The organism is Aquincola tertiaricarbonis (assembly GCF_023573145.1).
In the GTDB taxonomy this organism is placed as follows: domain Bacteria; phylum Pseudomonadota; class Gammaproteobacteria; order Burkholderiales; family Burkholderiaceae_C; genus Aquincola; species Aquincola tertiaricarbonis_B.
This window is the reverse complement of the sequence record NZ_CP097635.1, coordinates 687,212-711,562: the sequence shown is the minus strand read 5'-3', so window position 1 is coordinate 711,562 and position 24,351 is coordinate 687,212. Positions and strand designations below refer to the sequence as shown.

The following is a 24,351-nucleotide window of genomic DNA, read 5'->3' as shown; positions in this document are numbered from 1 at the left end:
TGCTTGCCGGAAGCTAGGGAAACTACCAAGTTGAGGGCTGCGTCCGAGATCCGTATAACCGGGTGTTTTCACAAGTGACGACACTTGCCGGCCGGCTGTGCGAAGCGGTGAATCAGGAAAGCTGTCGCGCACATGAAGTCCACTAGATCCCCCCGCAAGGCAGCCGCCAAGCCCTCCGTACCTCGCGACGAGAGCAACGTCGAGCGCCTGTACCTCGAGCTGCGTGACCGGGCGATGCGATATGAGTTCAAGCCGGGCGCGCGGATCAACGAAAAGTTACTCGGCGCGCAACTCGGCGTCGCTCGCGCAACGCTGCGGGAAGCCCTGAACCGCTTGGTGGCCGAGGGGCTGCTCGAGTTCGTCATGAACAAGGGCTTTTACCGCAAGGCCATCAGCGTCAACGAGGTGTTCGACCTTTATCAGGTCCGCATCGCGCTGGAGCGGCAGGCCGTCCTGCTGGCCGTCCAGCGCGCCCCGGACGAGGAAATCGCGGCGGTGAGGGCGTACTGGGTGGATGTGATGCGGCGCTCCGACCAGCTGGCCACGGCCGACCTGGTGCTGGCGGACGAGGAGTTCCACCGCCGCCTCGTGGCCCTGTCCCGGAACAAGGAGCTCACCTCCTTCATCGACATCGTCACGCGACGCACCCACGTGGCGCGCCACGTCGACATCGAGCAACTGTCGTCGTGGAACCTGCAGGCCTTCAACGCCCACCTGGAAGTGATCGACCTGATCGCGCAGCGCAAGACGGAGGAGGCGCTTCAAGTGCTTTCGGAGCACATCGACATCAGCCTGAAGAGGGCGATCGAAATCACCAAGGAGATGGTCGCGCGCTTCTTCCTGGCCGACGGCGCCGAATCCTTGCAGGTCGTGGAGCAGGCCGCCCAGCGCTCGCAAGAGCAGCTTGCCGCGTAGGCCGGGCCTCGTGAGGCAGGCCGGGCTCGCATGAAGGAGTTCTAATGTCCGACCCGCTACGCATCATCCACGGCCCCTTCGGACGCGTCGTGCTCGTCCGACTCGACCACTCGATGGTGCTGCACGCGCACCGGGACTGCCACATCGTCTTCAAGATCGGCGGAGCCGACATCCAGTTCGGAATCAACCGCAGGGAGTATCCGGTCACGGCGCAGAGCGCGCTGATGATCAACGCCTGGGAGCCGCACTTCTACAACCACCGCGAGACGAAGGAGAACACCGTCCTGCTCGCGTTCTACCTCCAGCCGCAATGGCTGAAGGAGCTGGACCGACGCTTCGCGCACAGCGCGCACCCGAAGTTCTTCGCGCGGCCGGTCGAGACCTTGACGCTGCGGCTGGCCCGGACACGGGACGACGTGGTCGATGCCTTGACCCAGCACGTTCCGCCGCGCACGCGCGAGATGGAGGCGCTGATTGCTGCGGTTTTCTGCGAGGTCCTGACGATCTCGCCACCGCGCAACCTGCTTCATTTCGGGGGCGATTATGGCGAACTTGACTTCGACGCACGCATCAGGAGGCTCGTCAAACACATTCTGAGCGCCGGCGATGCGAGCACCAGTCCGGAAGCGATGGCGTCGGCGGCCGGGCTGTCGCGGCCCCAGTTCTTTCGGCTGTTCAAGAAGTCGACCGGGATGTCGCCGGCCATATTCCTGAGCATGCTCAAGATGGAGTCGGGCCTGCGCAGCCTCACGCAGAGTGACGTGAAGCTGCAGGACATCGCCTTCGACCTCGGCTTCGATAGCGCGGGCAACTTCACGCGCTTCTTCGCCGGCATGCAGGGGTTCGCCCCGAGCAAGTACCGCAAGATCCTCGAGGTCATGTGAGCGGAACGCCCCGCCTCGCCGCCGGCCAGATCGACCAGCGGCGAAGGGTCGTTACCGGCGGCCTATTTCCACTCGACCAGGATCTCGCGATAGTCTTCCTTGCCGACGTTCTTGGCCTTGTGCTTGGCCGGCACCTTCACGCCCTTGCCGATCTCGGACATGACCTCAATGGTTCCGTCCTGGACCTTGAGCTCGAAGATCCCGTTCGTCGGTACCGGGAACAGGCCCACGTCGTTGCCATGCTCGTCGTAGATCTGCAGGGGAGCGCCTTGCACCGCGAACCACATGTAGGAGTGATCATGGGTGTGGACGGGCGTCTCCGCGCCTGCGGGAAGCACGAAGTCCCAGACGATGACCTTGTCGTTCTCGAACAGCTTGCGGCTTCCGACTCCGGGTTCGGATGCCATTTCCGTCGTGTTTCTCATGGTTTGTCTCCAGTAGTGTTCCAGGCTGTGCCGTGGATTTGTCGCTCGGCGCCGGCCGGCGCCTCCTTGGCAGACCCCCTGGAACTGCCTTGACGGCGCTACAGGATGTCCGCAAGGAATAGTAGGGACACCTGGCGCAAACTCCCTGTCGAAAGCTTGCGCGCCTTCGCAAGAAGTATCGGGACTTAGCATGGAGTCTCACGACTTCCAGGACGAACCGGGAGCGGCCTGAAGGTGCTGCTGTGTTCGCCTGGGGCGGAGGAGCTTGAAGGCAACGCGGCGTCTCCGACCCTCGGCCTAGCTGGTACGTCGGGCACCGGTGATGACGGCCACGCGGCCGGCCAGCTCTTGGGTGGAGGACATGTTGGGTTCCTTTCGGTGATTGGAGTCAAGGGGCACGCAAGGAACTCTAGGCTCCGGCCCTTGTCCGCGGTAGGTCATCAACGGCAACAACACTGGCAACCGTCGGTTGTGAATCCAGTCGTTTTGATGGCATCCTGGTGGGGTCGCTCGGAGACGCCAGTTGGATGAACTCAAAGCCATCACCACCTTCGTTCGTGCTGCCGAAGTGGGCAGCTTCCACCGCGCGGCCCTGGCCCAGGGCAGCACGCCGCAAGCCGTGAGCAAGGCCATCCGGGCGTTGGAGCAGCACCTGGGCGTGCGGCTCTTCCACCGCACCACCCGCAAGATCACGCTCACAGAGGAAGGTGAGCGCCTGTTCAACGACGTGCGCAGCAGCCTGGAAGGTGTGGCCGCCGCAGTGAGCCGGGCACGCAGCGCGGTGGGCGACGACGAGGGCCTGATCCGGATCAGTGCCGGTGGCTCGGCCGGGCGCAAGGTGCTGCTGCCGCTGGTGGTGGACTTCGCGCAGCAGCATCCGGGCATCGAGATCGACCTGTTATTGGAAGACCGCGCCACCGACACCATCGCCGAGCGCATCGACGTCGGCTTTCGCGCCGGCAATCCCCCCAACGCGCAGGTGATCGCACGGCGGCTGTTCGCCATCCAGCAGATCGTGTGCGCTGCGCCGGCCTACTTGGCGCGGCACGGCACACCCAGGCGGCTGCCGCAGCTGCTCATGCACCGCTGCACCGGCTACCGGCAGCCCGGTACCGGCCGCCCCGTGCCGTGGGAGTTCGACGTCAAGGGCGAAATCGTCTTCCAGCCGATGCACCCGGTGCTGTGCTGCAGCGACCCCGATGCCGAGATGCTCGCCGTGGCCGGGGGGCTGGGCATCGGGCAGGTGGACAGCATCAATGCGGCCGTGCCCCTGCGCGCCGGTGCCTTGGTGCCTTTGCTGACAGCACATGTCAGCGAGCGCATGGGCTTCTACCTTTACTATGCTCAGCGCCGGAACCTACCCGGCCGCGTGCGCAGATTCATCGATCTCGCCGTGCAACGGCTGAAGGACAGTACCGACTTCAGTTTCGCGGCCGCTGAGCTGCGCGCGCTTGCCCGCAAGGCCGCCGGCCTTACCGACGCGTCGGAGCTTGTGTAGACGCGCCAGGCAGGGCGAGATCGGGCCTTACAACGGCGGCACGGGGTGGATCGAGAGGCCTTGTGCGGTGACCGCCACCGTCACCGGAAACCGGTCGAGCACAAACTCATGAATGGCCTCCATGCCCAGGTCCTCGAACGCTACGACGCGTGCGCTGCGAATGGACCGCGACAGCAGATATGCCGCACCGCCCGTGGCCGCGAGGTAGCGGATCCGTGGCGGCAGATGGACGCGATCGCTTCGGTCCCGCGTTCGGCTTTGCCGATCATGGCCAGCAAGCCGGTGTGCGCCAACAGCGGCTCGACGAACTTGTCCATGCGGGTGGCGGTGGTAGGCCCCGCCGGGCCCACGGCTTCGTCGCCCACCGCATCTACCGGTCCCACGTAGTACACCACCCGGCCCTGCAATGAGATCGGCAGCGGCTCTGCCCGCGCCAGCAGGTCCACCAGCCGCTTGTGGGCGGCGTCGCGGGCGGTGAGCACCGGGCCCGACAACAGCAACGTCTGGCCCACGCGCCAGCGGCCGATGGCGGACTTGTCGAGCTGGGTCAGGTCCACTGCCAGGGCGTCGGGTGGGTCTGCACGCTCAGGGATGCCGTCCCACAGGCCTTCAGGCCACACCGGCAGCGGTGCCGGCCCATGGCCATCCAGCGAGAGGCGCAGCCAGCGGGTGGCGGCGCAGTTGGGCACCAGCGCCACCGGCAGCATGGCCGCATGGCACGGCGCGGTCTTCAGCTTCACGTCCAGCACGGTGGACAGGCCGCCCAGGCCTTGCGCACCGATGCCCAGCGCGTTGATGCGCGCATGCAATGCCAGCCGCAGCGCCTCCTCCTCGTTGGCCGCACCACGCTCACGCAGTTCCTGCAGGTCGATCGGACTGAACAGCGACCGCTTTGGCCAGTCTGGCTACCATCGACCGGACACGGTCGGCGACGAAAGTGGGGGCCGATCAGCGCAGCGCGCAGCTTTGAAGCCAGCGTGCCGCAGCTGGGACCGAGGCACCCCCCAGGATGCGGCCATCAGCGCCTGGCCCATCAGGAGAACGCCAACCCGGCGCGCATGGAGATGGCCAACCGCCTGTTCTTCCGGCTTTATCAATGCGCCAACATGTTGCATAAGACCGGCAGCCGTGCAGTGGAGCAGTACGGTCTGACGACGCAGCAATGGGCGGTGCTGGGGGCGCTGTCGCGGCCCGAGGCGGGCGAGGGCATGAGCGTGGGCGACTTGGCCCGCTACCTGATGGTGAGCCGGCAGAACCTGTCAGGGCTGCTGACGCGGATGGAGCGCGACGGCCACATCACGGCTGCGCCCGATGGCCAAGACAGGCGCTCCCGGCTCATCGCGATGTCGGATACCGGGCGCACCGTTTGGCAGCAGCACGCGTTGCCCACCAGCTGCCTTTCGTCGAAGACGTTGCGCGCTGCGGGTTTGCGCTAAAGACAGGCGGATTCATCCATGCTGACCGCGATGGGAGGAGGAGAAAGGAGGAGGAGAGGAGGAGAGAGGTGAGGAGGAGAGAGGTGAGGAGGAGAGAGGTGAGGAGGAGGAGAGAGCGCGTCTGTCCATTTGAGGGCCCGATCACCGCGGGAACTAACACGGCTTTGCCAGCGCCGAGTGCGCCTTGAAGAAAAAGCGCACGCGGCGCGAACCGATTCTTTGAAAGATGGAGCGCATCGTCAAGCATTGGTGGCGGGGCAACAGCTGGTGATGAGGCGGGTAGTTTGCTTCGACACTCGGCTTGGTCCGAGAAAGTTCCAACTCGGTCCGCTTCGGACGCGCTGAACAATGCCGTGGCGACGGCTTTCGGCTGGGCTGGGCGCAGGGCGCTTTGAACGTGGGTGGCGCAGTTCACCATTCGCCATGCCAGTGGCAACCAGCGCCAAGGATCAGAGAGGGCAGGGACTGGAAGCGGCCGTGTGGCGACCACTCAGGAGCTGTCGGCGTAGGTGCGCAATGCACCAAGTCCGCGCCGGGCGCCAGGACCGCAATCAGCCGGCCCTGCCACAGGGACCGGGCGCTGCCTATCCCGAAAACCCGCATGCGAGCCGTGTACAGCGGCAGCCGGCAATTTTCACCTCCACAATCTTATGGAGGCGGCACCCCTTTGATAGGCCTAGGATCGACCAGGGCGCCATCGAGCGCCTCAGATTTGTTCGCCGACATCTTCGAATCAAGGGGGCTAAATATGGCAAAGTTCCACTGGCGCGGCCTGGCAATTTCACTGGCCTTATCCTTGAGTTTAGGCGGCTGCCTTTTTGACGGCGGCGACTCGGAAAATACCACGACCACGGACGGTGCGCTTCCTGCCTCTGTGAAGGTTGCATTCGGCGCTGATCCGACCGAAACCGACACTGATGGTGACGGCCTGTCGGATGATTTCGAGATCAGGTACGGCTACCCGCTTCTTCGTCCGGATGTCGCAGATTCCGATGGCAACGGCATCCCGGATGGCGAGGACGACGCGGACAAAGACGGGCTTTCGAACAAGACCGAGCAAGCGCTCGCAACAAGCCCAATTCATGCCGATACGGATGGCGACTCTCTTCCGGATGGGGAAGAAGTCACCACCCTAAAAACGGACCCCCTCCTCAAAGATACAGATTCCGACGGTGTAGACGACGGACGAGAGGTTGCTAATGGCAGCAACCCCCTGCTCGCGGATGCAGACAAGGTGGTGCAGTCACGTGCCAGCTTCTCCAAATTCAACATCGGCACAGGGAAATCAGAGTCCGTCAACGTCAACATAACAGGCGCAGGCGACCTTGCATCGAAGGTGTCAGTCGGCATTGGTTCTGATAAGCCGGTGCCAGGCCAAGTCGGACGCCGTTTTGACATCCGCCTGGATCCAGCACTTCAGGCCTCCATGCAGTCGGCAACAGTCGAACTGCCCTATCAGGATAAGGATAACCCGGCCGATACGCCGGATCCCACCAACTTCGCAATCTACACCCTTAATCCCGACACGGGAATGTGGGTCGAAATTCCGTCGACGGTGAATCCCCAGACAGGGACGGTCATTGGAACAACGACGCACTTCTCGCCGTTCATGATCGCCGACAAAGTCGTCTTTCAGAACTCCTTGTCGAAGCTGGCTCAAACCTGCGACCTTGTTTCTGATCCGACTGCGTTTCCTTCTGACGTGGTTCTCGTGATTGATTCGTCTGGCAGTATGCAGACGAATGACCCCCAAAATGTGCGCGTCAGCGCGGCCATCAATTTCGTTGGTGGCATGAAGCCAGTTGATAAGGTCGGGGTCGTTGATTTTGACAGCGGCGCACGTTTAGCAATCGGCCTGAGCAGTGACCAGGGCGGGATCTCGTCCGCAATCAGGACCATTGACTCTAATGGGGGAACGGATATTGGCGCCGGCGTCAACATCGCCATCCAACAACTGCTCCAAAACAGCAACGTAAACAGAAACCGTGTCGTTATTCTGCTTACAGATGGGCAGGGAGCCTATGACCAGAATCTGACACAGCTGATGGTTGATAATGGCATCAGGGCCTTCACCATCGGTCTGACTGGGTCGGTCGATTCTGCGCTCCTCCAGGGTATCGCTACAGCCACCAAAGGCGCCTACAAGCAGATTGCCAACGCCAATGGTCTGAGTGGTATTTTCAAGGAGTTCTCCTCGGTGTTCGGTGATGACGGAACCGATTCAGACTTCGATGGGCTGACGGACTGCCAAGAGACGAATGGCGTCTACTACAGCTCTCTGGGAACGGTCATCATCACCGATCCCATGGTCGCTGACACTGACGGCGACGGCATCCTCGACGGTGCAGAAGCCGGCATCCCTCAGAAGGCCCCGGCTGGCGCAAAGAACCCCTGGGTGGTGATGGGCTATGCCGACCCCTCGAAGGCGGACAGTGATGGTGATGGCATTCCGGATTCCGAAGAGTTCCATGCCGGCACGAGCCCGCTGAGCGCAGACACTGACGGCGACGGGCTGACCGATATCCTCGAGCTGGGAACGCACGGAACCAATCCTCTTCTGGCGGACAGTGACGGCGACACCCTGTCGGACCTGGAAGAGCTGAACCGTGCAAGCGAAGGTTTTGATCCCACGACGTTCGACTACCGCGTCAACTCGTCATTTCGGCTGGAGCTGTTCAAAGGCTTTATCGGTGGCGATCTCATTGACATCGACACGACCCCTGAACTGGTAGGGCAAATCCTGTCAGGCGTGGTTGTCGTTGGAGACGTCCGCGACTTTTTGGCCAACCTGTTCCAAGGCGAATGGGCCAGTGCGGCGATCAATGTCGCGGGTGTGGTCCCTGTCGTCGGTGATGCGGCCAAGTCCGGAGGCGTCGCCGCTAAGTTCTTAGTCAAGTTTCCGGCCAAATACCACGAGATCATTAAATATGTTTCCAAGTACGTCCCCGATGTTGCAAAATTCCTGCCGGCTCCCGCAGCGAAGGTTGCCTCTGCTTGGTCGAAGACGCCGTTTGCACGTGGCAAGGAAATAGAAGCCCTGGTCGCGCCGCTTATCCCAGGAAAGGCCCTGCTCGGCAACTACCCCGTTATTGACGTGTTTGACCGGGCAACGGGGCGCGCGGTCAGCATTAAGTCGATGGATCTGGACGCAAAAACCTATCAAAGCGCCGCCACTTTTGGCCGAACCATTGAACGTTACGCTGACTCGCTGGTCAGTTTCAAAGGTACGAATGCCAGGAAGTTGGCGGACGGCACCGATTTTGGTGCCTTGCTCCCCAACCAAATCCAGTCGAGAGAGCTCTATATGGTGTTCAACAAGGCGCCCAGTGCTGAGTTTGAGGCAATCCTGCGCTCTGCGGCGCAGTCGAAGAACGTCGGCCTATCGATCAAAGTCATCCCCTGACCATGATTGCGGCCCCGACGCCCCAATGGTATGATCAAGCATGGACGCACAGATGCCTGACAAATTCGTCATTGATGCCTATCTCATTGGCGATTCTCTGTATTTTGTTGCGAACAGCGCTGTTGCCGATGGATCGGTGGTATTCGAGCTTCCATCGGAACGGTGTGAGCTGTCCGCACCGGATGAAGAATTGGGGAGTGCAATTCTCCGTACGGCGGCGCGGTGTCGTGAGGGGGTAAGTCTGCAAGGCGCCGGGTCCGACGATGTGGCCAAGGCCCTTGGGTTCAAATCGAATGCAGATATCCGGAAGAAGCTGGTTCCTTTCGTCATTTCGCGGAGCGGCAGTGGCGAAAAACTTGCCATTTATTTGATGCGGCGGCAAAAGAGCCAAGTTGTTTTTACAGGCGAAGAATTGCTGGCCAACATCGATGACAAAAGGCAGATTGGACAGTTGGCGCGCGCCGCCGCTAAGACGTCAACGCAGTGATCCCTGTATCTCATCTATTGCCAGCATTGCCCCCGGCCATTAATCTGGCCATGCGGTACAGCAGGGATGCAATGACCGCCAAGGTGGCGTAACTACAGGCCGGAAGCTTCCGCTTCCGGCCTACTGGTTTTTTTGGTCCTTTGACTTCGCCTTATCATCGGCGGCACTTGTCTGGGGGGCGGGATGTCGCGGATGTTGTCGGTCGCGCTGGTTGTTGCTTGCCTGGTAGCGGCGCTGCCAGTGAGGTCACAGACCCTCAATCCCCCCGGGGCCGCTTGAGCTGTGCGGCCAGCTGGCCAAGCCACAGGCGATCCCTTTGTCGAATTCGACAAAGACCGTTGCAGTTTCGCCCGGTCCGATCTGCAGGCGCGTGAGCCCGACCGGTTTGCCCGCGTGGCATCCCAGCTCTGTGCGGCTTCCGCCAAACGCTCGCACCGCGCGCCTCTAGCCAAAGATCTCGCCGCGTGCCTGCAGGACTACGACGCCAACGTCTTGAGCGGAACGTTGGAAAGCTCAACGGCACAGCCGCTCGAGAGCCGCCTGCACCAGCTGACCCAGGGCAACTCGTACCAGCATCTCGGAGCCACTTACTGCGAATTCCTGGCCATGACCTACAAGAACCCGTCTCTGGCGACGAATCCGGACGCCTGCCCGAAGATCGTGAGGACCGGCGCGGTAATGCCAGAACCAAAAGTCCTTAGTTTTGCTGCTGGTGCGATGGTTGAACCGCCCTGGGTATGAACTGACCCCCAGAAGTTGGACACAGTTCAAGAGGTCCCATGGGGAAGTACGAAACAAAGCTCAAGCTCAAGGTCGTCGAGAGCTTTCTGGCTGGGGATGGCGGTGCAAAGCTGCTTGCTCGGCGATGGTCAGTGCCGGAGGAGAAGGTACGTAGCTGGGTCAGCCATTACCGGCTACACGGAGTGGCCGCCCTGCAGCCCAAGCGCGGCGCCTACACCACTGAATTCAAGCTCCAGGTGCTGAGGCATCAAGATCGTGAGCAGCTCTCAAGCCGGCAGGTCGCGGCGATCTACGATATTCGCAATCCAAACCAGGTTGTCGTCTGGCGACGAGCGCTTGATGGCGGTGGCGTCGGGGCACTTGAAGGCAAACGGCGAACGCCCCTTATGAAGCCCGGCAAGCCCAGCTCAGAGCCACCCGACCCCGATAGTGCCAGCTCAAACCGCGCGCTTCTTGAGGAGGTTGAACGGCTGCGTGCGGAGGTCGCCTACCTAAAAAAATTGGAGGCCTTGGTTCGGGGCAATCGGCAACCCGCTCACAAAGAGCGCAAGCCGTCCTCGAGCTGAGGCCAGACTACCCGTTGCAGGTGCTGCTGGCGGCATCAGGCCTGTCGCGGAGCACGTTCTACTACCAGGCCAAGGTCTTGGAGGCCGGCGACAAGCACGCAAGCTTGAAGTCGCGGATCAAGGCCGCCTATGAGCGCCACAAGGGCCGCTACGGCTATCGGCGCATCACATGCGAACTGCGTCAGGGAGGCCAGACGGTGAATCACAAGACTGTGCAGCGACTGATGAACAGCCTCGGCCTGAAGTCGCTGGTCCGGCCGAAGCGATATCGCTCCTACCAGGGAGAGCTGGCCCCATCGCCGAACTTGCTTGCTCGGCAGTTCAGCGCAGCACGGCCGAATGAGAAGTGGGTGACGGACGTGACCGAATTCAACGTCCGCGGCGCCAAGCTCTACCTGTCACCGGTCATGGACCTCTACAACGGCGAAATCGTGGCCTTCGAGATGCAGGAGCGGCCTCTGTACTCTCTTGTCGGGAACATGCTCAAGAAGGCGCTCTCGAAGCTGCAGGGCCGCAGAGCAGCACCGCTCCTGCACTCCGATCAGGGCTGGCACTATCAGATGCCGGCGTACCGCAAACAACTCAGCGAACAAGGGCTGACGCAGAGCATGTCTCGAAAGGGCAATTGCCTGGACAACGCGGCCATGGAGAGCTTCTTCGCAACCCTCAAGTCGGAGTTCTTCTACCTCAACAAATTCGTTGACATCGCAGCGTTGAAGTCCGGTCTACGCCGCTACGTTCGCTACTACAACCATCAGCGCATCAGGCTCAAGCTCAACGGGTCGAGCCCGGTGCAGTACTGGCTGCGGGCCGTGAACGCCTAGCGTCCAACCGTCCAACTTTTGGGGGTCAGTTCAAAAGCGGGGCGGTTCAGGCTGCGTCGTTCACTTGGTTCATCGTTTGGATCCACCTGGCCAGGGGTGCCCGGCGGTGGATGACGCCGCAAGCTGCCTGGCGACTGGTGGATGTCTTGATTGCCGTCGCCATGACCAGCATGGCGGCTTGGCTGGCTATCGAAGCCATCGGCGTCGGAGAGCACGTCGCGGGCGCATGACCGACTTTGCCGGTCGGCCGCCGCTCGATGCTCCTAAGCCGGGCGACGGCTGGCGTCAGGGCGACGCTTTTCAAGTCGCCGTTTTCCAATGCGATAGGGAAACGCTGATTGATCGGTCCCGACCGCAAAGCGCGATTGCCCCGAGGCGGCAGCATCACAGCACGAGCCAAGTTAGTTTCGCCCACGGCGCATACGCATCGAAGAACAAGCGCACGCGGTGCGAGCGATTGTAAGCGGTCAATCAACAGCGGCCTTGCCTCTCTCGGGTTAGTCTGTCAGCGAGCCCCAGATGCTGCTGAGGTCGATGTTCCAGGGCAGTAGCGCGGCGTAGTCGTCGGCGGTCTGCGCGTTGGGCAGCGCAGCGAACAGTGCGCGCAGGTAGCGGTAGCCGTCGATGTTGTTGACGCGGCAGGTCTGCAGCAGCGAGTACAGGTTGGCGCTGGCGTTGGCGCCATGCACCGTGTCGGCGAAGAGCCAGTTGCGGCGCCCCACGCAGAACGGCCTGATGGCGTTTTCCTGGACGTTGTTGTCGATGCTGTAGCGGCCGTCCTCGACGTAGCGCTTGAGCTTGCTCCACTGCGACGAGAGGTAGTGCAGCGCCTGCCCAAGCAGGCTCTTGGGCAGCACGCCGTGCAGGTTGGCCAGCAGCAGGGCTTCGATGTCGGCCAACACGAGGACGCTGTCTTGCTGGCGCCGGCGCTTGAGTTCATCCGTGTCGACACCGTCCCGTCTGGCCTCGGCCTCGACGTGGTACAGCTGACCGATCAGCGCGATGAAGCGCGCCGCGAGCTGGTTGGGCCCGCGTTGGTCCTTGGGCAGTGCCTGCAGTGCTTCGATGAAGTACCTCCTGCAATGCGTCCAGCACGCCAGGTGCACGAGCTGGTGCGTCCCGGCCAGGGTGTCGTAGACCTCGTAGCCGTCGGTCATCAGCACGGTGCCGGGGCGGATGCCGGCATACAGCTCCATCGCTGTCTTCGTCGAGCGACTGGACGAGTAGGCGAACAGCCGTATCGGTGGGCCGCTGCCGTCTCGGCCGCTGCCATCTGTCATCTGTGCCCAGATGAAGCTCTTGGCCTGCGCGCTGCGCCCGGGCTCCTTGAGCACCTGCAGCTGCGTCTCGTCGCCGAACACAAGCGGGGCGTCCAACAGCAGGTCACGCAGCAGGTTGATCACCGGCTGTACGGACAGTCCTGCACGCACCATGCTGCCGGCCACGGTGTTGCGCGCGATGTCGGTGCCGCCGAAGCGACCCAGCAGCACGGCCTGGCGGTACAGCGGCAGGCCGTCCAGGTACTTGGACACGGCAATCCAGGCCAGGGCACTCTCGGTGAAGAGGCCCCGCGGGATGATCTGCGCGGGACGCGGCGCCAGCCGCATGCCGCCGTCACAGCACGGACAGGCGTACTTGACGCGCTCGTGCCGGATGACGCGTACCTGCTGCGGGATGATGTCCAGCTGCTCGCTGGCTTCCACGCCGATCTCGCGCAGCGCGGCACCGTCGTGCGGGCACACGCGCTCGCCTTCGGGCAGCTCGTGGCGGATCACCTCGCGCGGCAGCGCGGGGTCCAGCGGCTTGCGGCCGCGCTTGGTCCGCTTGTGGCCGGGCACGTCGACCTTGTCGCTGTCGTCGCTGTCGCAGCCCTCTTCAATCGCCGGCTCGGCTTGCGCGCCGAGGTCTTCAGCCTCGTTGAAGAACATGTCCTTCTGCAGGACCGCGGCCTCGCTGCTGGCGGCGAAGAACTGCCGCGTGAACTTGCTGAGCTTTTCCTTGAGGATGTCGCGCTCGGCGCGTGTCACGCGGAGTTCGCCGGCCAGCGACTCGTTGCGCTTGAGCGCTTCGGCCAGCGCCTGCTGCAATGCGATGACTTCGTCGGGCGTGGGCATGTGGACCATCTGCGGCCAGTGTCCGCGCCACAGCCCCGGGGACACCATGCGGATCTGCCGCAATGGCGCACGCCGGCGCTGCCGTTCTCAGCCGACGTGCTGGTACATGCGCTGGGGATGGCGCTGCACGACGCCGATGTCGATGCCCTCCAGCAGCCAGTGCAGCTGCTCCACCGTCAGCGTCGGCGCCGCCATCTCGGCGGGCCAGATGAAGCGGTCTTCCTCCAGCCGCTTGAGCAGCAGCCAGAAGCCGTTGCGGTCCCAGCCGAGGATTTTCACGCGGTTGCGGCGGCGGTTGCTGAACACGTACACACAGGCGGCGAATGGATCCAGGCCGAGGGCCTGCTGCACGAGGGTGGCCAGGCCGTTGATGTTGAGCCGGAAGTCCACCGGGGCACGATGCAAGTAGACCTTCAGATGTTCGTCGAGACGGAACACGTCAGCCTGCCCAGCATCTGCAGCACATCGGCGAGCTGGCGCTGCCCGACGCCCCGAAGCTCGACCGCCACGCCGTTGGGCAGCTTCGCCTGCAAACTCACATCTCGACGTTCATCAAAGTCATGCACGACGCGCTCGGCAGCGACTCTGACCACCGGCACCGCGACGAAGGGCGAGTGCGCCGCCGCTGAAGGTTCGACAGGTGCACGCTTGCGCAGCTGACCGTGATCACGAATCCACCGCGCGACCTGGTTGGCATTGATGCCGAACTCGCGCGCCAGGCGGGCCACCGAGACGCCCGGCTGCAAGCACACCTGAACGAACTCGGCCTTCGCCGCCTTGTCGTACACGCAGCGCCCACCGGGCTTGTGACGCAACACCAGGCGCTGCTTCAGAGCTTCCAGATCTACCGACATACGTCCCCACTTCACTTGCTAAGTGGGGACGAAGACTGTCAGCTCGGCGGTGCCGCCTCAAGGACGCGGGTAATTGACCGCTTACGAGCGATTCCTTCTGGAAATGGCCTGCAGCGTGCCGTGGGCGCGACTGGAAGCTGCCTTCGGCCCGCTGTACTCGCGCAGCGCCCAGCTCGGTAGACCGCCGGTCTGCGTACCGAAGATGCTCCGCAGTTCAGGGCTCCGCTGTGACTGGGCACCAAGCTGGCCTGCAAGTGCGCGAGCTGCTGCATACAGCGCCCCCAACGCAGGCCACCTGTCCTCAAGTGTCTGACCCATTGGGCGTCGGAGCTTGGGAACCGAACGGCGCTGGGTAGACCACCCATTCGCCGTCTTGAGTGGCTGAGGCATCGGGGACCGCGCGCCCCGTCGCCTTGTATTGTCGGATGAGCCGTCCCAGCGCTTGGCTCGCGTTCAATAGGGCGTCTGCCACGTCTTCACCGTGTGCAAACAGGTCGGGTAGGTCCCTGATGTCACGAGACAGCCCACGAGAGCTTTTGACCCCGCCACCTTCACCGGATACCCAATCTTCTTCATCTTCGCTCGCTTACTGAACCGACCTATTGTTACAGAGAGGACCTGCGGGTTCCACCGTCCGCAGCGGCGCAACAAGCATGTCTCTGGTTACGTAGCCTCCTTGATACAACTGTAGAAGGGTAAATAGTGACCGAAATCCCACAGTCCGCTTCCTCGGAAAGAGCTGTGAAGCTACAGAACCTGAAGATTTCCACGCGCTTGTCCCTGGGCTTTGCCTTCATGGCGGCCCTGCTCCTGACGCTCGCCGCAGCGACGTGGACCAAGATCGACCGCCTGGCTGAGGGGGTTTGACGACCTGGCTGCCAGGCGCGTGCCCCAACTGCTGCAACTGCAGTCGATCAAGCTGGCCAACGCCAGCGTAGCGCGCGCCATGCGCGAGCTGATGATCGTCAAGGACGAGGGCGAGGCGCAGGCCTTATTCGCAGAGATGGATGAGATTGCCAAGCGCACCAGCGCGACCTTCAAGGCGCTGGAAGCCGGCGTGTCCAGTGACAAGAGCCGCGCCCTGCTCGCTGAGTTGACCGAAGCGCGAGCGACCTACAGCAAGCCCCGCCAGAAAGTCATGCAACTGTTCAAGGCCGGGCGGCTCGATGAGGCGCGCCAGGCGCTCCTGACGGAGCTGCGCGGCCCGCAGCTGGCCTACATGGCCGCCGTCGATGCCATGGCCGACTACAGCCAGCAGGCGGTGAACAAGGCCGGCGATGCGGTAGATGCCCAAGTAGCCATGGTGCGCTGGACCATTGAGGTGGCGGTGCTGGCTTCCTTGGTTGGCGCCGTGGCGGTCGCGCTGTGGATCATCCGGTCCACCACACGCCCGATTCACGAAGCGGTCCGGGTGGCCAGCAGCGTGGCTGCCGGCGACCTGAGCCAGCACATTGACGCCAGCGGCAAGAGTGAGACAGCGCAGCTGCTGGGCGCGCTGAGGGCCATGCAAGACCGCCTCGCGGCCATCGTGGCCGATGTGCGCTCGAACGCCGAAGGGGTGGCCACGGCCTCAGCGCAGATTTCGAGCGGCAACAGCGACCTGTCCATGCGGACGGAAAGCCAAGCTTCGGCGCCCGAAGAAACCGCCGCGTCGATGGAAGAGCTGGGTTCGACCGTGCGGGCGAACGCCGACAACGCGCAGCAGGCCAACCAGCTGGCTTTGGCGGCCAGCGACGTGGCGGTCGAAGGCGGCGCCGCGGTGCAGCAGGTGGTCCAGACCATGAAGGGCATCAGCGAAAGCTCCGGCCGCATCGCTGACATCATCGGCACCATCGACGGCATCGCCTTCCAGACCAACATCCTGGCGCTGAACGCGGCTGTGGAGGCCGCCCGTGCTGGCGAGCAAGGCCGTGGCTTTGCGGTCGTTGCCAACGAGGTGCGCAGCCTGGCCCAGCGCTCGGCCGAAGCTGCCAAGGAAATCAAGACCTTGATCTCGCAGAGCGTCTAGCGCGTGGAAGAAGGCACCCGCCAGGTGGACCAGGCCGGCACAACGATTCAGGAGGTTGTGAGCTCGATTCGTCAAGTGACCGACATCGTGGGCGAAATCAGCTCGGCCTCACGTGAGCAAGCCGCCGGCGTCGGCCAGGTCGGCGAGGCGGTGACCGCCATGGACCAGGTGACGCAGCAGAATGCGGCGCTGGTCGAAGAGTCAGCCGCCGCTGCAGAAAGCTTGAAGTCCCAGGCCGACAAGCTGGTGAGCGCAGTGGCCGTCTTCAAGCTGAGCCACGCGTGACGCGCCACGCTTCGGCGTTAGGGCTAAGGCGGGTTTTGCGAGTGATCCTTGGCAGCACGGGCACGCTGTTCTTCTTCAGCCTGCTTGGTCAGTGACTCCGCCAAGGATTCATTGACTTCAGTCAGCCGCTTCAGCGCCTCGTCGAGCGCCTGCGCCGTCTGCACGGCGCTTGCCGTTGCTGCTTTGGCTGCTTGCGTCTTGGCGGCTTCCTCGGCTCGGGCTGCCTGCAGGTCTTCGACGGCGTCAACGTTCGCCATGAGCCTGGCATGCTGCCGGCGGCCCAAAATCATGAAGAGCAGGCCGATCAAGATCAGCCACGGCGAGCCTGCCGATCCTTCCGGGTCGGTTGCGCTCATTACGACTCCCACGCAACCAAGCAGAAAGAATGCCCACCACGCGCAATTGAAGCGGTGGTCACGATGGGCGCGGAAGTTTCGTGGCTCGTTGGGTGTCATTGGTGCCTCACTCAAGTCGACGTCACTGCCATGACAGTGTACGGGTGTCAGGCCACACCATGCAGGCCCTGGCCAAGATGGCGCGCCTAGAGAACTCCTCATGGTCGCGGGGATCCACCTCGCGCAGCTGGGGCGCCTACGCCGCGTAAATGAGGGGCCGTCAGAGGCCGCCAACACCGGCACCGGCAGCGTTGCACTTGCCGGCGGCCCGTGCATGTCCGCTCGCTCAGTCGTCAGTCCAGGGCTTGCCGGCCTGCTGGCGGGCTTGATTGGCAAAGTCGTCTGCCCAGGCGGCCATCAAGTTTCTACTGGCTTCTTTCATCGCGTGGCTCAGTGCCAGCAGTCGCGGATGGTGCCGGCAGGCTTCTTCGGCCGCTGCATGGAGCTCATCGTCGACGCCGTTCTCTTCGTAGTGGTGAACGATGCGCATGGCCAAACGCCTGTGTGGGCCGCTGGTCGACGCCAGGCAGTCGGCGAGCGAAAAGGGATGTCGACTTGTGGACAGAGACAAGATGAGTTTGGCCAGCCCAAGAGAGCTGCCGCCATAAGGCTCCTGGCTGAACCATGCCAGCGCCTCGCGGTAAGGGGACATGCCGCCGCTGCTCATGGGAGCCCCAAACGTACGACGGTGCCTTTACTGCAGGCAGGCCGCTTGCGAGGCAACGCGTCGCTGGTACTGCCTAGCCGCTGCATTGCGAGGAGCTTGGGGTTCGTGCGGTTCATTCGTGTCCTCCTGGCCGTACCTTGCCCAGCGAGTATGAGGCAGCCGGTGAAGCCCACACCACGACTGCGTGCGTATGGAGGTGAAGTTCGCAAGCGCTCGCCTTCCTGGACCGGTGCTTTCCCGTGGGATTGCGGCGTGGATCAAAACTGGTGCGGGTCAGTGAAGAAGCGCTTCCCTGATCGCCGCACTCAGCAAGTATTTGACCAGTGGCTCGAATCAGGAAGCGGTCGGATTTCCGCTTCGTTCTGCGGAGTAGCGGGTTCACAGATGTGAAACATTGAACTCATCCCTACCAATAGCATTGAGGCATACTGCCAATCCTCAAAGATCTAGCTGAGTCTCTAAATGGCAAAGAAATCATTGGCCGATCTGCAGGCGCAAATCCAAAAGCTGCAAGCCGAAGCCGAGGCGCTGAAGCAGCAGGAAAAAGCCGGCGTGGTCGCTCGCATCCGCGAGGCGATCGCCGCGTACGAACTCACCGCGGCGGATCTGTTCGGCGCGGCCGCGGACCGTGCGATGAAAGGCAAGAAGCGCGCTGGCCGGTCCGCGGCGCGCGGGGCCGCTTATGCCGACGGCAGTGGCAACGTGTGGGGTGGCCGCGGGCCGCGCCCGCGTTGGCTGCGAGAGGCCCTGCAGCAGGGCAAGTCGCTGGAAGACTTTGCGGCCGGCGCGCGCCCCTCTAACCCGGCGACCGCACCTTTAAGTGCTGCTGAGGCAGCTGAGGGAGCTGCGGCGAGCAACAGCGCAGGCAGCGGGTCAGTTCGTCGCCCACGCGCCGCCAAGAAGGCGCCTCGAGGCGCGGCTGCGAAGGCCGCAGAACAGACTTCCGCCAGGTACCAGGACGACGCCGGCAACCGCTGGAGTGGCCGCGGCCCGCAGCCCAAGTGGCTCAAAGAAGCGCTGGCCGGTGGCAAAACCCTCGAGTCGTTCCAAGTCCAAGGCTGACGCCATCTCAAGTGCCGGTCGGGAAATTCGACACCCGAGCCACAGGTGGCCGCGCCCGAAGCGGTGCGACGGTTCGGTCCTGCATCGCTGACGAGGATGTTGCGGCCGACGCCTGAAACCCACCCATGAGCAACCGACAACTGGGGCAGGTCTTCACCAGCGAGCTCACCACTTCGCTGCAGGCGGCGCATCGGATCAAGGCCATCGTCGTCTCCTGTTCATCGAGTGCCTGAGCATCGCGTACCGGCACCTTCAGCGCCACCGCCCATGTGGAGGCCGTCCGACCCGGGTGTTGGCCTACCTGTGACGGGCTGCACGACTCATGAGGTGGGCAGTCGCTCGAAGGACGTACAGGCGGTGGCTTCGGCCGGCTTGGGCTGCAGCGCCACATTGCGCACCTCAGCGAACGGCGGCCCATCGGCCAGCCAGCGCGCCAGTGCGTTCAGCTGGGCCACCGTGCCGTACATCTCCACCTCCACGGAGCCGTCATGGCGGTTGCGCACCCAGCCCGTCACCCCCAGTCGACGCGCTTGCTCCACACAGGCGTCGCGGTAACCCACGCCTTGCACGCGGCCGCGGATACGCACGCACCACACCTCTCGGACTTCTCCCGGTTCGAGGGCAGGGCTCGGTGTCATGGCGCTGAAACGTCAGGTGCAGGCCGAGAGTCTGCCTCCAGGGTCGACCCGGGGCTACCCCCTATCGAGTGCCTGCCAGGCGGCGTGGGCAAGGGACGCGCAGGCACCGGCGCCCGAGGTGGGAGCGGCGGCAAGGCGCCTTGTGAAGGCGACCAGCGCCAAACGCCCCTGTCTTCGGTCGGGTCCTCGGCGTCCATTTCGCTGTCCACGTAGAGCGGCGTTGGCGGAGCCGCGGTGTCGGTCAAGACGGCGGTGGGCCAGGTTCCGGACTCACGGTCGTCCGCACCCAGCAGGGTCGTGAAACGTCGACTGTCCTGCACCAGGCGCTGGAGGAGGGGGAGTTGACTCACGCCAAGGGCTGGCAGCCAGGTCGCGGTGGTGAGCATCAGCGTCAGGGCTTGCACGCTGGGTTTTCCCGCGGCGGACAGCACGGCGGTCGCCAGCAATACCAGGTGCAGGCCGTCGTCAGCCCCCCATGCCGCCAGTTCGGCTTCAAAACGACGCTCCAGTGCCTTAGCCATCCCCGCATCGAGCCACAGCAGTTCTTCTGGCATGTGCTTGAGCACCAGCTGATGGCCATGACGACAGGGCGCCAAGTGCTTCATTTCCGCGAGCACGAGCAGCAGCGGCTGCACGCCCGCGCAGGGCAGAGCATGCGACCACTGCTGACGCCGCCGCCAGGCCAGCGCCTCTTTGTCGGCGACGCTGAACACCTCGGGGATGTAGAGCCGCTCTGCCAACGATTGGCCGCCCACGCGCGTTGTGCCGGCCGCCTGCAGCAAGTGCCTGCGCACCAGGCCCCAGGTCCGCTTGCCCGCAAACCCGGGATGCCACCGGTGCAGTTCGGCCTGCTGCCACAGTAAGTGAAGCAGCCCACGCAGGCTCAGCCTGCCGCTGCTGCGCACGTCGCCTGTTCCCCCGCCCGGCGTCGGCGGTAAGAGGCCGGGCTGACGCGTCAACGGGAAGTCCAGCTTCACGATCAAGCAGCCATTGGCGATGTCCTCGCGTACAGCGGCGTCCAGCTCACTGCGGCCGCCCAGCTCGGGCGGCACCTCGTACGAAGCACAGTGCGGCGCGTGCAGGTGCCCAGTGCCGGGCATGCGCTTGACCAGGTAACCGCCCTGGCGGCGCGCCAAGTACATCGGTGGGCCGTTCGGCTCCATCCCCCCGCACAGACACTGTGGCCGCAACTGCTGGGCATACGCCGCGGCCAACGCCGCCGTGCACCCCGGGTCGCTCGGCATCAGGACGTCGGCGCCGATGGCGTAGCGGGGTACCGTGTCGCCAGCAGGTCCTTCGCTTGCTCGCTGGGTGTTCATGTCAGCGCGCCAGTGCGCTGCGCTCGCGGGTGCGCGTACGGTCTGGTGTCGGCACGCCGACCCGCTGGGACGCCGCCTCCCGGTCGAACACCGCGACCTTGGGCGTCTGGCCGGCGCGCAGCCGATGGGTCAGCTGCTCGCTGGCCGCGGCGAGTACGGCTTCGCGCTGGCGCTCAGGCACTTGCTTGGCCACCAGGATGGCTTCGATGGCAGCGATCACGGCCTTGCGACCACCACCACGGCCGGAGTTGCCTTTCTGAGCTGCCTGAGCCGCCTGGCTCGCCGGCGTGGTGGCCGCGGCCTCTGGGGCCGCCTCGATATGGTTGCGCTGCCGGGCAGCGCGTTCTTTGGCGAGCGCGTCGAGATCGGCAGGATTCGGCTCATAGCCCAGCGCCTTGACCCCGCGCACCGAAGCTTCCAGCCACACCAGCCGCTTGAACTCCTCGTTGCCCGAGACCCGCAGCGCCCGCCAGTTGCGGGCCTCCGCGACGTCTATCATCGAGCGGGCCACCGAGGGACTGTTGGTGTCCGTGGACAGCTTGAAGGTCGACTCGGTGAAGGCCACCCGCGTGCTGTCCCCGCGGAAGCGGTATTCCAGCCGGCCCAACGTCGTCTCGCCAATGGTCACGGCGGCTCGCTTGATCAGATAACGGTCCTTCAACGCAGCCTCCAACTGCGCCACGCGTGCGCTGCGATCCGCCTCCGCGTCGATCTGCGGCAGCGAGCTCTTGCTGCTCAAGGGGGCCGAGCGCTTGGCAGGGGCGGCCTTCACCGCAGGGTCGGCGCCTCGCTCTTTGGCCTCGGTCGCCGCCGCCAGGTCGGGGATTTCATCGCGGGTGGTCGCCAGCGCCGGTGCACGAGCCGGCATGGCCGGGCGCAGAGGGCCGCGTTTCCATTGCCCGTCCACCTGGTCCACCTGGCTGCGTTGTCCATCCGCGGCGATCGCCACAAAGCGCCGGCTGCCCAGTTGCTCCGCCTTGGCCACCATGTCCGACCAGTGGGAGCTGGTGTACAGCGTCTCCGCAAACGGATCCCGCAATTCAAAGCGCTCGCTCGCCGGCTCGGCCGGCGCCTGGAAGCGAGCCTTGGCGACTGTCGCCCGGTTGGCCGGCTCGACACTGCCACCGGCCGGTGCTGGGCGAACAGGCACAGGAACATCGTCCATGGTGAGCTCCTAGCGTGATGAGGTTGGAATGAAGACGTTTAAGGCGCGATCACCGCGCCCGCAGCCAACGCCTGAGCTGTGACCGGCTCCGGTGCCACGCGGTAGAGCTCGATCTCCACCCGGCGGTTGAGATCGCGCCCACCGGCACTGCCGTTGTCCGCGACATGGTCACCCGAGGGCTGATAAGTCGTGCGGATGCGCGTGGGCTCGATGCCGGCGGCGACCAGCAGGTCACGGATCGTGTTGGCGCGCTCTCGGGCCACCCGAGCTTCCGCAAAGCTGTCGCGGGTCCCGTCCGTGCGGCCCCGCAGCACGATCAGCGGCGCTTGCCGCGCGGCCGGGATCAGGCCCTGCAGCACGCTCGCGGGCAAGTCCGCCTCGTGAGCGCCAAACGCGAACCGCACGGTCACCACTGTGTTGCCGCGGGGTACCAGCGGCGCGGTGGCACCTTGCTGCGCCCACTGCACCAGACGGCTGGCCTGCAGCGCCACCTGCTCGCGCGACTCGCGCAGCTCGATGCGGCCGTTGTGCAGCGCGTTGCGGCAACTCTGCAGCTCAACCGCCTCAGGGGTATTCACCGGCCGGAGCGGCGCATCGTCGGCGCTGGGCAGCGGCGGCGGGCTGCTGCAAGCGGTCAGGGCGATGAGGAGCGCAGTCAGTGTTAACGTTCGCATGGTGGTCTCCCGTTATTCGGTGGTGGCCGGGGCGAGCGCATCGGCCTCTGTTCCGCCCAGCACACCGTCCTCGTCCGCGACGGCCTCGATCTGGCCGCCTGCGGCCTGCGCCGTGAAGAAGCAGCCCAGGCACTGGCGCGCCGTATCGTCTGGCGCGCCGTCGAAGCGATCGGGCAGGGCGCTGAAGTCCCCGGCCAGTCGCTCGATGCTCAACGTCTCTCCCGGCGCAATGTCCTCGGTCAGCCACCGCACCCGGCGCTGAACCCGCGCCAGGTGAAGGTCCAGGTCCATCGCCAGCACCACGGGCGGGGGACGCAGGCGGGCCTGGAAGACCGGGTCCTGGTGGTAGCGGATCTTTTCGCCGAGGATCGGCTTGCAGTGTTCGCAGACCACCACCAGCCGCTCGCTGCCCAGTTCCTTGAACTCCTGCGGCAGCAGCAGCGCCCGCCGCTGGTCGCTCACGTTGCGGCTGACGCTGCTGGAGCTGCGGCCGCTGAAGGAGCGACTGCGCCCATGCGAGGTGGCCCGCTCGGTGAAGGTGCCCAGCATCGCGCTGTACTCATCGGCGTCGCGCTGCTCGCGCGGCGCGAACAGGATCTGCAGCCCATGGTTGGTCGCAAAGGTCCGCGCTTCTTTGTCGCCATAGACGGCATCCAGCTGCGACATCGCCTGCACCACCGTCAGCAGCCGCAGGCCGTAGCCCGCCAGGAATGCCGCGGCGGTGCTGATCACCGGCACCCGGCCCATCGCGGTGAACTCGTCATTGACCAGTAGGCACTGCACCGTCAGCGACGGGTCTTGGCTGGGCAGCTGCTGGGTGTTGAGGCTGACCAGTTGCGAAAAGAACAGGTTCAACAGCGGCCGGGCCGACAGCAGCCGATTGGGCGGGATCCGCACGTAGACCGACAGTCGGCGTCGGCGCAGGTCCTGCAGCTGGAAGTCGTCCCCGCTGGTGGCCGCATCCACCACCACGTCCGCGAAGATCGTCAGCGGTGCGTGGAAGGTCGCCACCACGCTGGACAGCGTGTTGTCGGAGTTGGACAGCAGGCGCTGCAGCGCGTCGACGCACTCGTCCGACAGCGCCGGCAGCCAGTCGGTGGCGGTGTCGCGGCGGTGCGCGATGACGCCGCCCAGGTGATCCTTCAGCGACTGCCCTTGTCCGGAGGACTGGCGCAGCATCTCGCCTATGGTGCGCGGCAGCGAAGGCGTCTCCAGCAGCAAGAGCCCCAGCCCCAGGAACAGGTTGCGCGCCTGGTCGTTGAAAAATGCCTCGGACGACGTGCCGCTCCCGTCGTTGGGAAAAAACACCTGCCCGATCGTCAGCAGGTCGCCCACGCGGTGCAGCGGCGACGTCCGCACCGCCGACAGCGGGTTCCAGCGGTGGCTGCGGCCGGCTTCGTCGAAGGGCGAGAACGCAAACACCGCCTGGCCGTGCTCGGCCCGGTAGCCGGCGGTGAGGTCAAAGTTCTCGCCCTTGATGTCGAGCACCACCGCCGAGTCCGGCCAGTTGAGCAGGTTGGGGATCACGACCCCAACACCCTTGCCGCTGCGGGTCGGCGCCGACAACATCACCGACAGCTGGCCGGGCAGGCTCAAGAAGCGACCGCGGTGGCGGCCGATCAGGATGCTGGGCCCTGCCGCCTGCGGGCCGGTCAGGCCGGCGCGTGCCACTTCGGCGGGGGTGGCGAAGCGCGCCGCCCCGTGCAGGGGGCGATTGTTCCGGGCGGTGATGAGCAGCGCGATCGGCAACAGCAGCGGCAGACTGCCCGAGACCAAGCTGCTGACCAGCAGCTTGTTGTACAGCCGGGGGTCCTCGCCATAGCGTTCCCAGAAGACCAGGATGCTCGTCCATTCAGCCTGGCGCGGGTCAGCGTGGGCCAGTAGCAGGAAGGCCACTCCTGCGACGTACATTGCGCAGACGCTTAGCACTGCGAGCACCAACAGCCCGAACACGCCGGCGGCCACCTGCCGTGGCCGCGGCCAGGCGGACC

General features: G+C 64.5%; 21 protein-coding genes and 4 pseudogenes. 12 read left to right on the top strand and 13 right to left on the bottom strand.

What is annotated here, in order from left to right; all coding sequences use genetic code 11:
• Nucleotides 1–132 precede the first annotated feature (132 nt).
• Entirely contained in the window at nucleotides 133–915 is a 783-nt protein-coding gene (locus tag MW290_RS03240) for a GntR family transcriptional regulator (protein WP_250195880.1), read from the top strand.
• 44 nt (nucleotides 916–959) lie between these two features.
• Entirely contained in the window at nucleotides 960–1,799 is an 840-nt protein-coding gene (locus MW290_RS03235) for a helix-turn-helix transcriptional regulator (protein WP_250195879.1), read from the top strand.
• Nucleotides 1,800–1,861: 62 nt separating this feature from the next.
• On the opposite strand, the gene MW290_RS03230 is transcribed toward MW290_RS03235, so the two are convergent.
• Nucleotides 1,862–2,224, bottom strand: a complete 363-nt coding sequence (locus MW290_RS03230; RefSeq protein ID WP_250195878.1) for a cupin domain-containing protein — start codon at nucleotides 2,222–2,224, stop codon at nucleotides 1,862–1,864.
• Between the two features lie 523 nt (nucleotides 2,225–2,747).
• Between MW290_RS03230 and MW290_RS03225 the strand changes: the two genes are divergently transcribed.
• Complete coding sequence (locus MW290_RS03225) at nucleotides 2,748–3,722, top strand: LysR family transcriptional regulator (RefSeq protein ID WP_259373453.1); 975 nt, start codon at nucleotides 2,748–2,750, stop codon at nucleotides 3,720–3,722.
• A gap of 27 nt (nucleotides 3,723–3,749) precedes the next feature.
• On the opposite strand, the pseudogene MW290_RS03220 reads toward MW290_RS03225, so the two are convergent.
• A pseudogene (locus MW290_RS03220) lies at nucleotides 3,750–4,615 on the bottom strand (fumarate hydratase C-terminal domain-containing protein); the annotation flags it as partial.
• 165 nt (nucleotides 4,616–4,780) lie between these two features.
• On the opposite strand from MW290_RS03220, the pseudogene MW290_RS03215 reads away from it, so the two are divergent.
• The 5 genes and pseudogenes from MW290_RS03215 to MW290_RS03195 all read left to right on the top strand — a co-directional run.
• Nucleotides 4,781–5,110, top strand: a pseudogene (locus tag MW290_RS03215) (MarR family winged helix-turn-helix transcriptional regulator); the annotation flags it as partial.
• A gap of 796 nt (nucleotides 5,111–5,906) precedes the next feature.
• Entirely contained in the window at nucleotides 5,907–8,561 is a 2,655-nt protein-coding gene (locus MW290_RS03210; RefSeq protein WP_250195877.1) for a VWA domain-containing protein, read from the top strand.
• A gap of 40 nt (nucleotides 8,562–8,601) precedes the next feature.
• Nucleotides 8,602–9,048, top strand: a complete 447-nt coding sequence (locus MW290_RS03205; RefSeq protein ID WP_250195876.1) for a hypothetical protein — start codon at nucleotides 8,602–8,604, stop codon at nucleotides 9,046–9,048.
• Nucleotides 9,049–9,441: 393 nt separating this feature from the next.
• Nucleotides 9,442–9,789 carry a hypothetical protein gene (locus MW290_RS03200; RefSeq protein WP_250195875.1) on the top strand — a complete coding sequence of 116 codons (348 nt, stop codon included), beginning with the start codon at nucleotides 9,442–9,444 and terminating at the stop codon, nucleotides 9,787–9,789.
• 38 nt (nucleotides 9,790–9,827) lie between these two features.
• A protein-coding gene (locus tag MW290_RS03195) for an IS3 family transposase (RefSeq protein ID WP_250195874.1) occupies nucleotides 9,828–11,179 on the top strand; the annotation gives its coding sequence in 2 pieces (ribosomal slippage) (nucleotides 9,828–10,298 and nucleotides 10,301–11,179; 1,350 coding nt in all).
• A gap of 497 nt (nucleotides 11,180–11,676) precedes the next feature.
• Here MW290_RS03195 and tnpC read toward each other — a convergent pair.
• The 3 genes from tnpC to tnpA all read right to left on the bottom strand — a co-directional run bounded on the left by tnpC (nucleotide 11,677) and on the right by tnpA (nucleotide 14,147).
• Nucleotides 11,677–13,293 carry an IS66 family transposase gene (tnpC, locus tag MW290_RS03190; protein ID WP_250195873.1) on the bottom strand — a complete coding sequence of 539 codons (1,617 nt, stop codon included), beginning with the start codon at nucleotides 13,291–13,293 and terminating at the stop codon, nucleotides 11,677–11,679.
• 87 nt (nucleotides 13,294–13,380) lie between these two features.
• Nucleotides 13,381–13,698, bottom strand: coding sequence for an IS66 family insertion sequence element accessory protein TnpB (gene tnpB / locus MW290_RS03185; RefSeq protein WP_250195872.1), 318 nt, complete (start codon nucleotides 13,696–13,698; stop codon nucleotides 13,381–13,383).
• An 8-nt stretch (nucleotides 13,699–13,706) separates the two neighbouring features.
• Complete coding sequence (tnpA, locus tag MW290_RS03180) at nucleotides 13,707–14,147, bottom strand: IS66-like element accessory protein TnpA (RefSeq protein WP_250195871.1); 441 nt, start codon at nucleotides 14,145–14,147, stop codon at nucleotides 13,707–13,709.
• A 73-nt stretch (nucleotides 14,148–14,220) separates the two neighbouring features.
• Here tnpA and MW290_RS03175 point away from each other — a divergent pair.
• A pseudogene (locus MW290_RS03175) lies at nucleotides 14,221–14,358 on the top strand (IS5/IS1182 family transposase); the annotation flags it as partial.
• A 90-nt stretch (nucleotides 14,359–14,448) separates the two neighbouring features.
• Here the strand turns inward: MW290_RS03175 and MW290_RS33375 are convergent.
• The gene (locus MW290_RS33375) at nucleotides 14,449–14,658 is read right to left on the bottom strand and encodes a type II toxin-antitoxin system HicB family antitoxin (protein ID WP_510532248.1); all 210 of its coding nucleotides are present in this window, start codon (nucleotides 14,656–14,658) and stop codon (nucleotides 14,449–14,451) included.
• 230 nt (nucleotides 14,659–14,888) lie between these two features.
• On the opposite strand from MW290_RS33375, the gene MW290_RS32985 reads away from it, so the two are divergent.
• Both MW290_RS32985 and MW290_RS03170 read left to right on the top strand, forming a co-directional pair.
• Entirely contained in the window at nucleotides 14,889–15,014 is a 126-nt protein-coding gene (locus tag MW290_RS32985) for a hypothetical protein (RefSeq protein WP_259373452.1), read from the top strand.
• 19 nt (nucleotides 15,015–15,033) lie between these two features.
• Nucleotides 15,034–16,440 (top strand): annotated as a pseudogene (locus MW290_RS03170) (methyl-accepting chemotaxis protein).
• A gap of 23 nt (nucleotides 16,441–16,463) precedes the next feature.
• Here the strand turns inward: MW290_RS03170 and MW290_RS03165 are convergent.
• Both MW290_RS03165 and MW290_RS03160 read right to left on the bottom strand, forming a co-directional pair.
• Entirely contained in the window at nucleotides 16,464–16,796 is a 333-nt protein-coding gene (locus tag MW290_RS03165) for a hypothetical protein (RefSeq protein ID WP_250195870.1), read from the bottom strand.
• A 325-nt stretch (nucleotides 16,797–17,121) separates the two neighbouring features.
• Nucleotides 17,122–17,487 (bottom strand): hypothetical protein, encoded by a 366-nt coding sequence (locus MW290_RS03160; protein ID WP_250195869.1) that lies wholly within the window; start codon nucleotides 17,485–17,487, stop codon nucleotides 17,122–17,124.
• Nucleotides 17,488–17,964: 477 nt separating this feature from the next.
• Here MW290_RS03160 and MW290_RS03155 point away from each other — a divergent pair, with 477 nt between their 5' ends.
• Nucleotides 17,965–18,564, top strand: coding sequence for an H-NS family nucleoid-associated regulatory protein (locus MW290_RS03155; protein WP_250195868.1), 600 nt, complete (start codon nucleotides 17,965–17,967; stop codon nucleotides 18,562–18,564).
• 320 nt (nucleotides 18,565–18,884) lie between these two features.
• On the opposite strand, the gene MW290_RS03150 is transcribed toward MW290_RS03155, so the two are convergent.
• Genes MW290_RS03150 through MW290_RS03130 form a run of 5 tightly spaced genes read right to left on the bottom strand, consistent with a single transcriptional unit; the run spans nucleotide 18,885 to nucleotide 24,271 of the window.
• The gene (locus MW290_RS03150) at nucleotides 18,885–19,151 is read right to left on the bottom strand and encodes an acylphosphatase (protein WP_375142792.1); all 267 of its coding nucleotides are present in this window, start codon (nucleotides 19,149–19,151) and stop codon (nucleotides 18,885–18,887) included.
• A gap of 47 nt (nucleotides 19,152–19,198) precedes the next feature.
• Nucleotides 19,199–20,521, bottom strand: coding sequence for a DUF1173 family protein (locus MW290_RS03145; RefSeq protein WP_250195867.1), 1,323 nt, complete (start codon nucleotides 20,519–20,521; stop codon nucleotides 19,199–19,201).
• 1 nt (nucleotide 20,522) lies between these two features.
• Complete coding sequence (locus MW290_RS03140) at nucleotides 20,523–21,686, bottom strand: LPD7 domain-containing protein (protein WP_250195866.1); 1,164 nt, start codon at nucleotides 21,684–21,686, stop codon at nucleotides 20,523–20,525.
• 38 nt (nucleotides 21,687–21,724) lie between these two features.
• Entirely contained in the window at nucleotides 21,725–22,360 is a 636-nt protein-coding gene (locus MW290_RS03135) for an OmpA family protein (RefSeq protein ID WP_250195865.1), read from the bottom strand.
• Nucleotides 22,361–22,372: 12 nt separating this feature from the next.
• Nucleotides 22,373–24,271, bottom strand: coding sequence for a type IV secretory system conjugative DNA transfer family protein (locus MW290_RS03130; protein ID WP_250195864.1), 1,899 nt, complete (start codon nucleotides 24,269–24,271; stop codon nucleotides 22,373–22,375).
• Nucleotides 24,272–24,351: the final 80 nt, after the last annotated feature.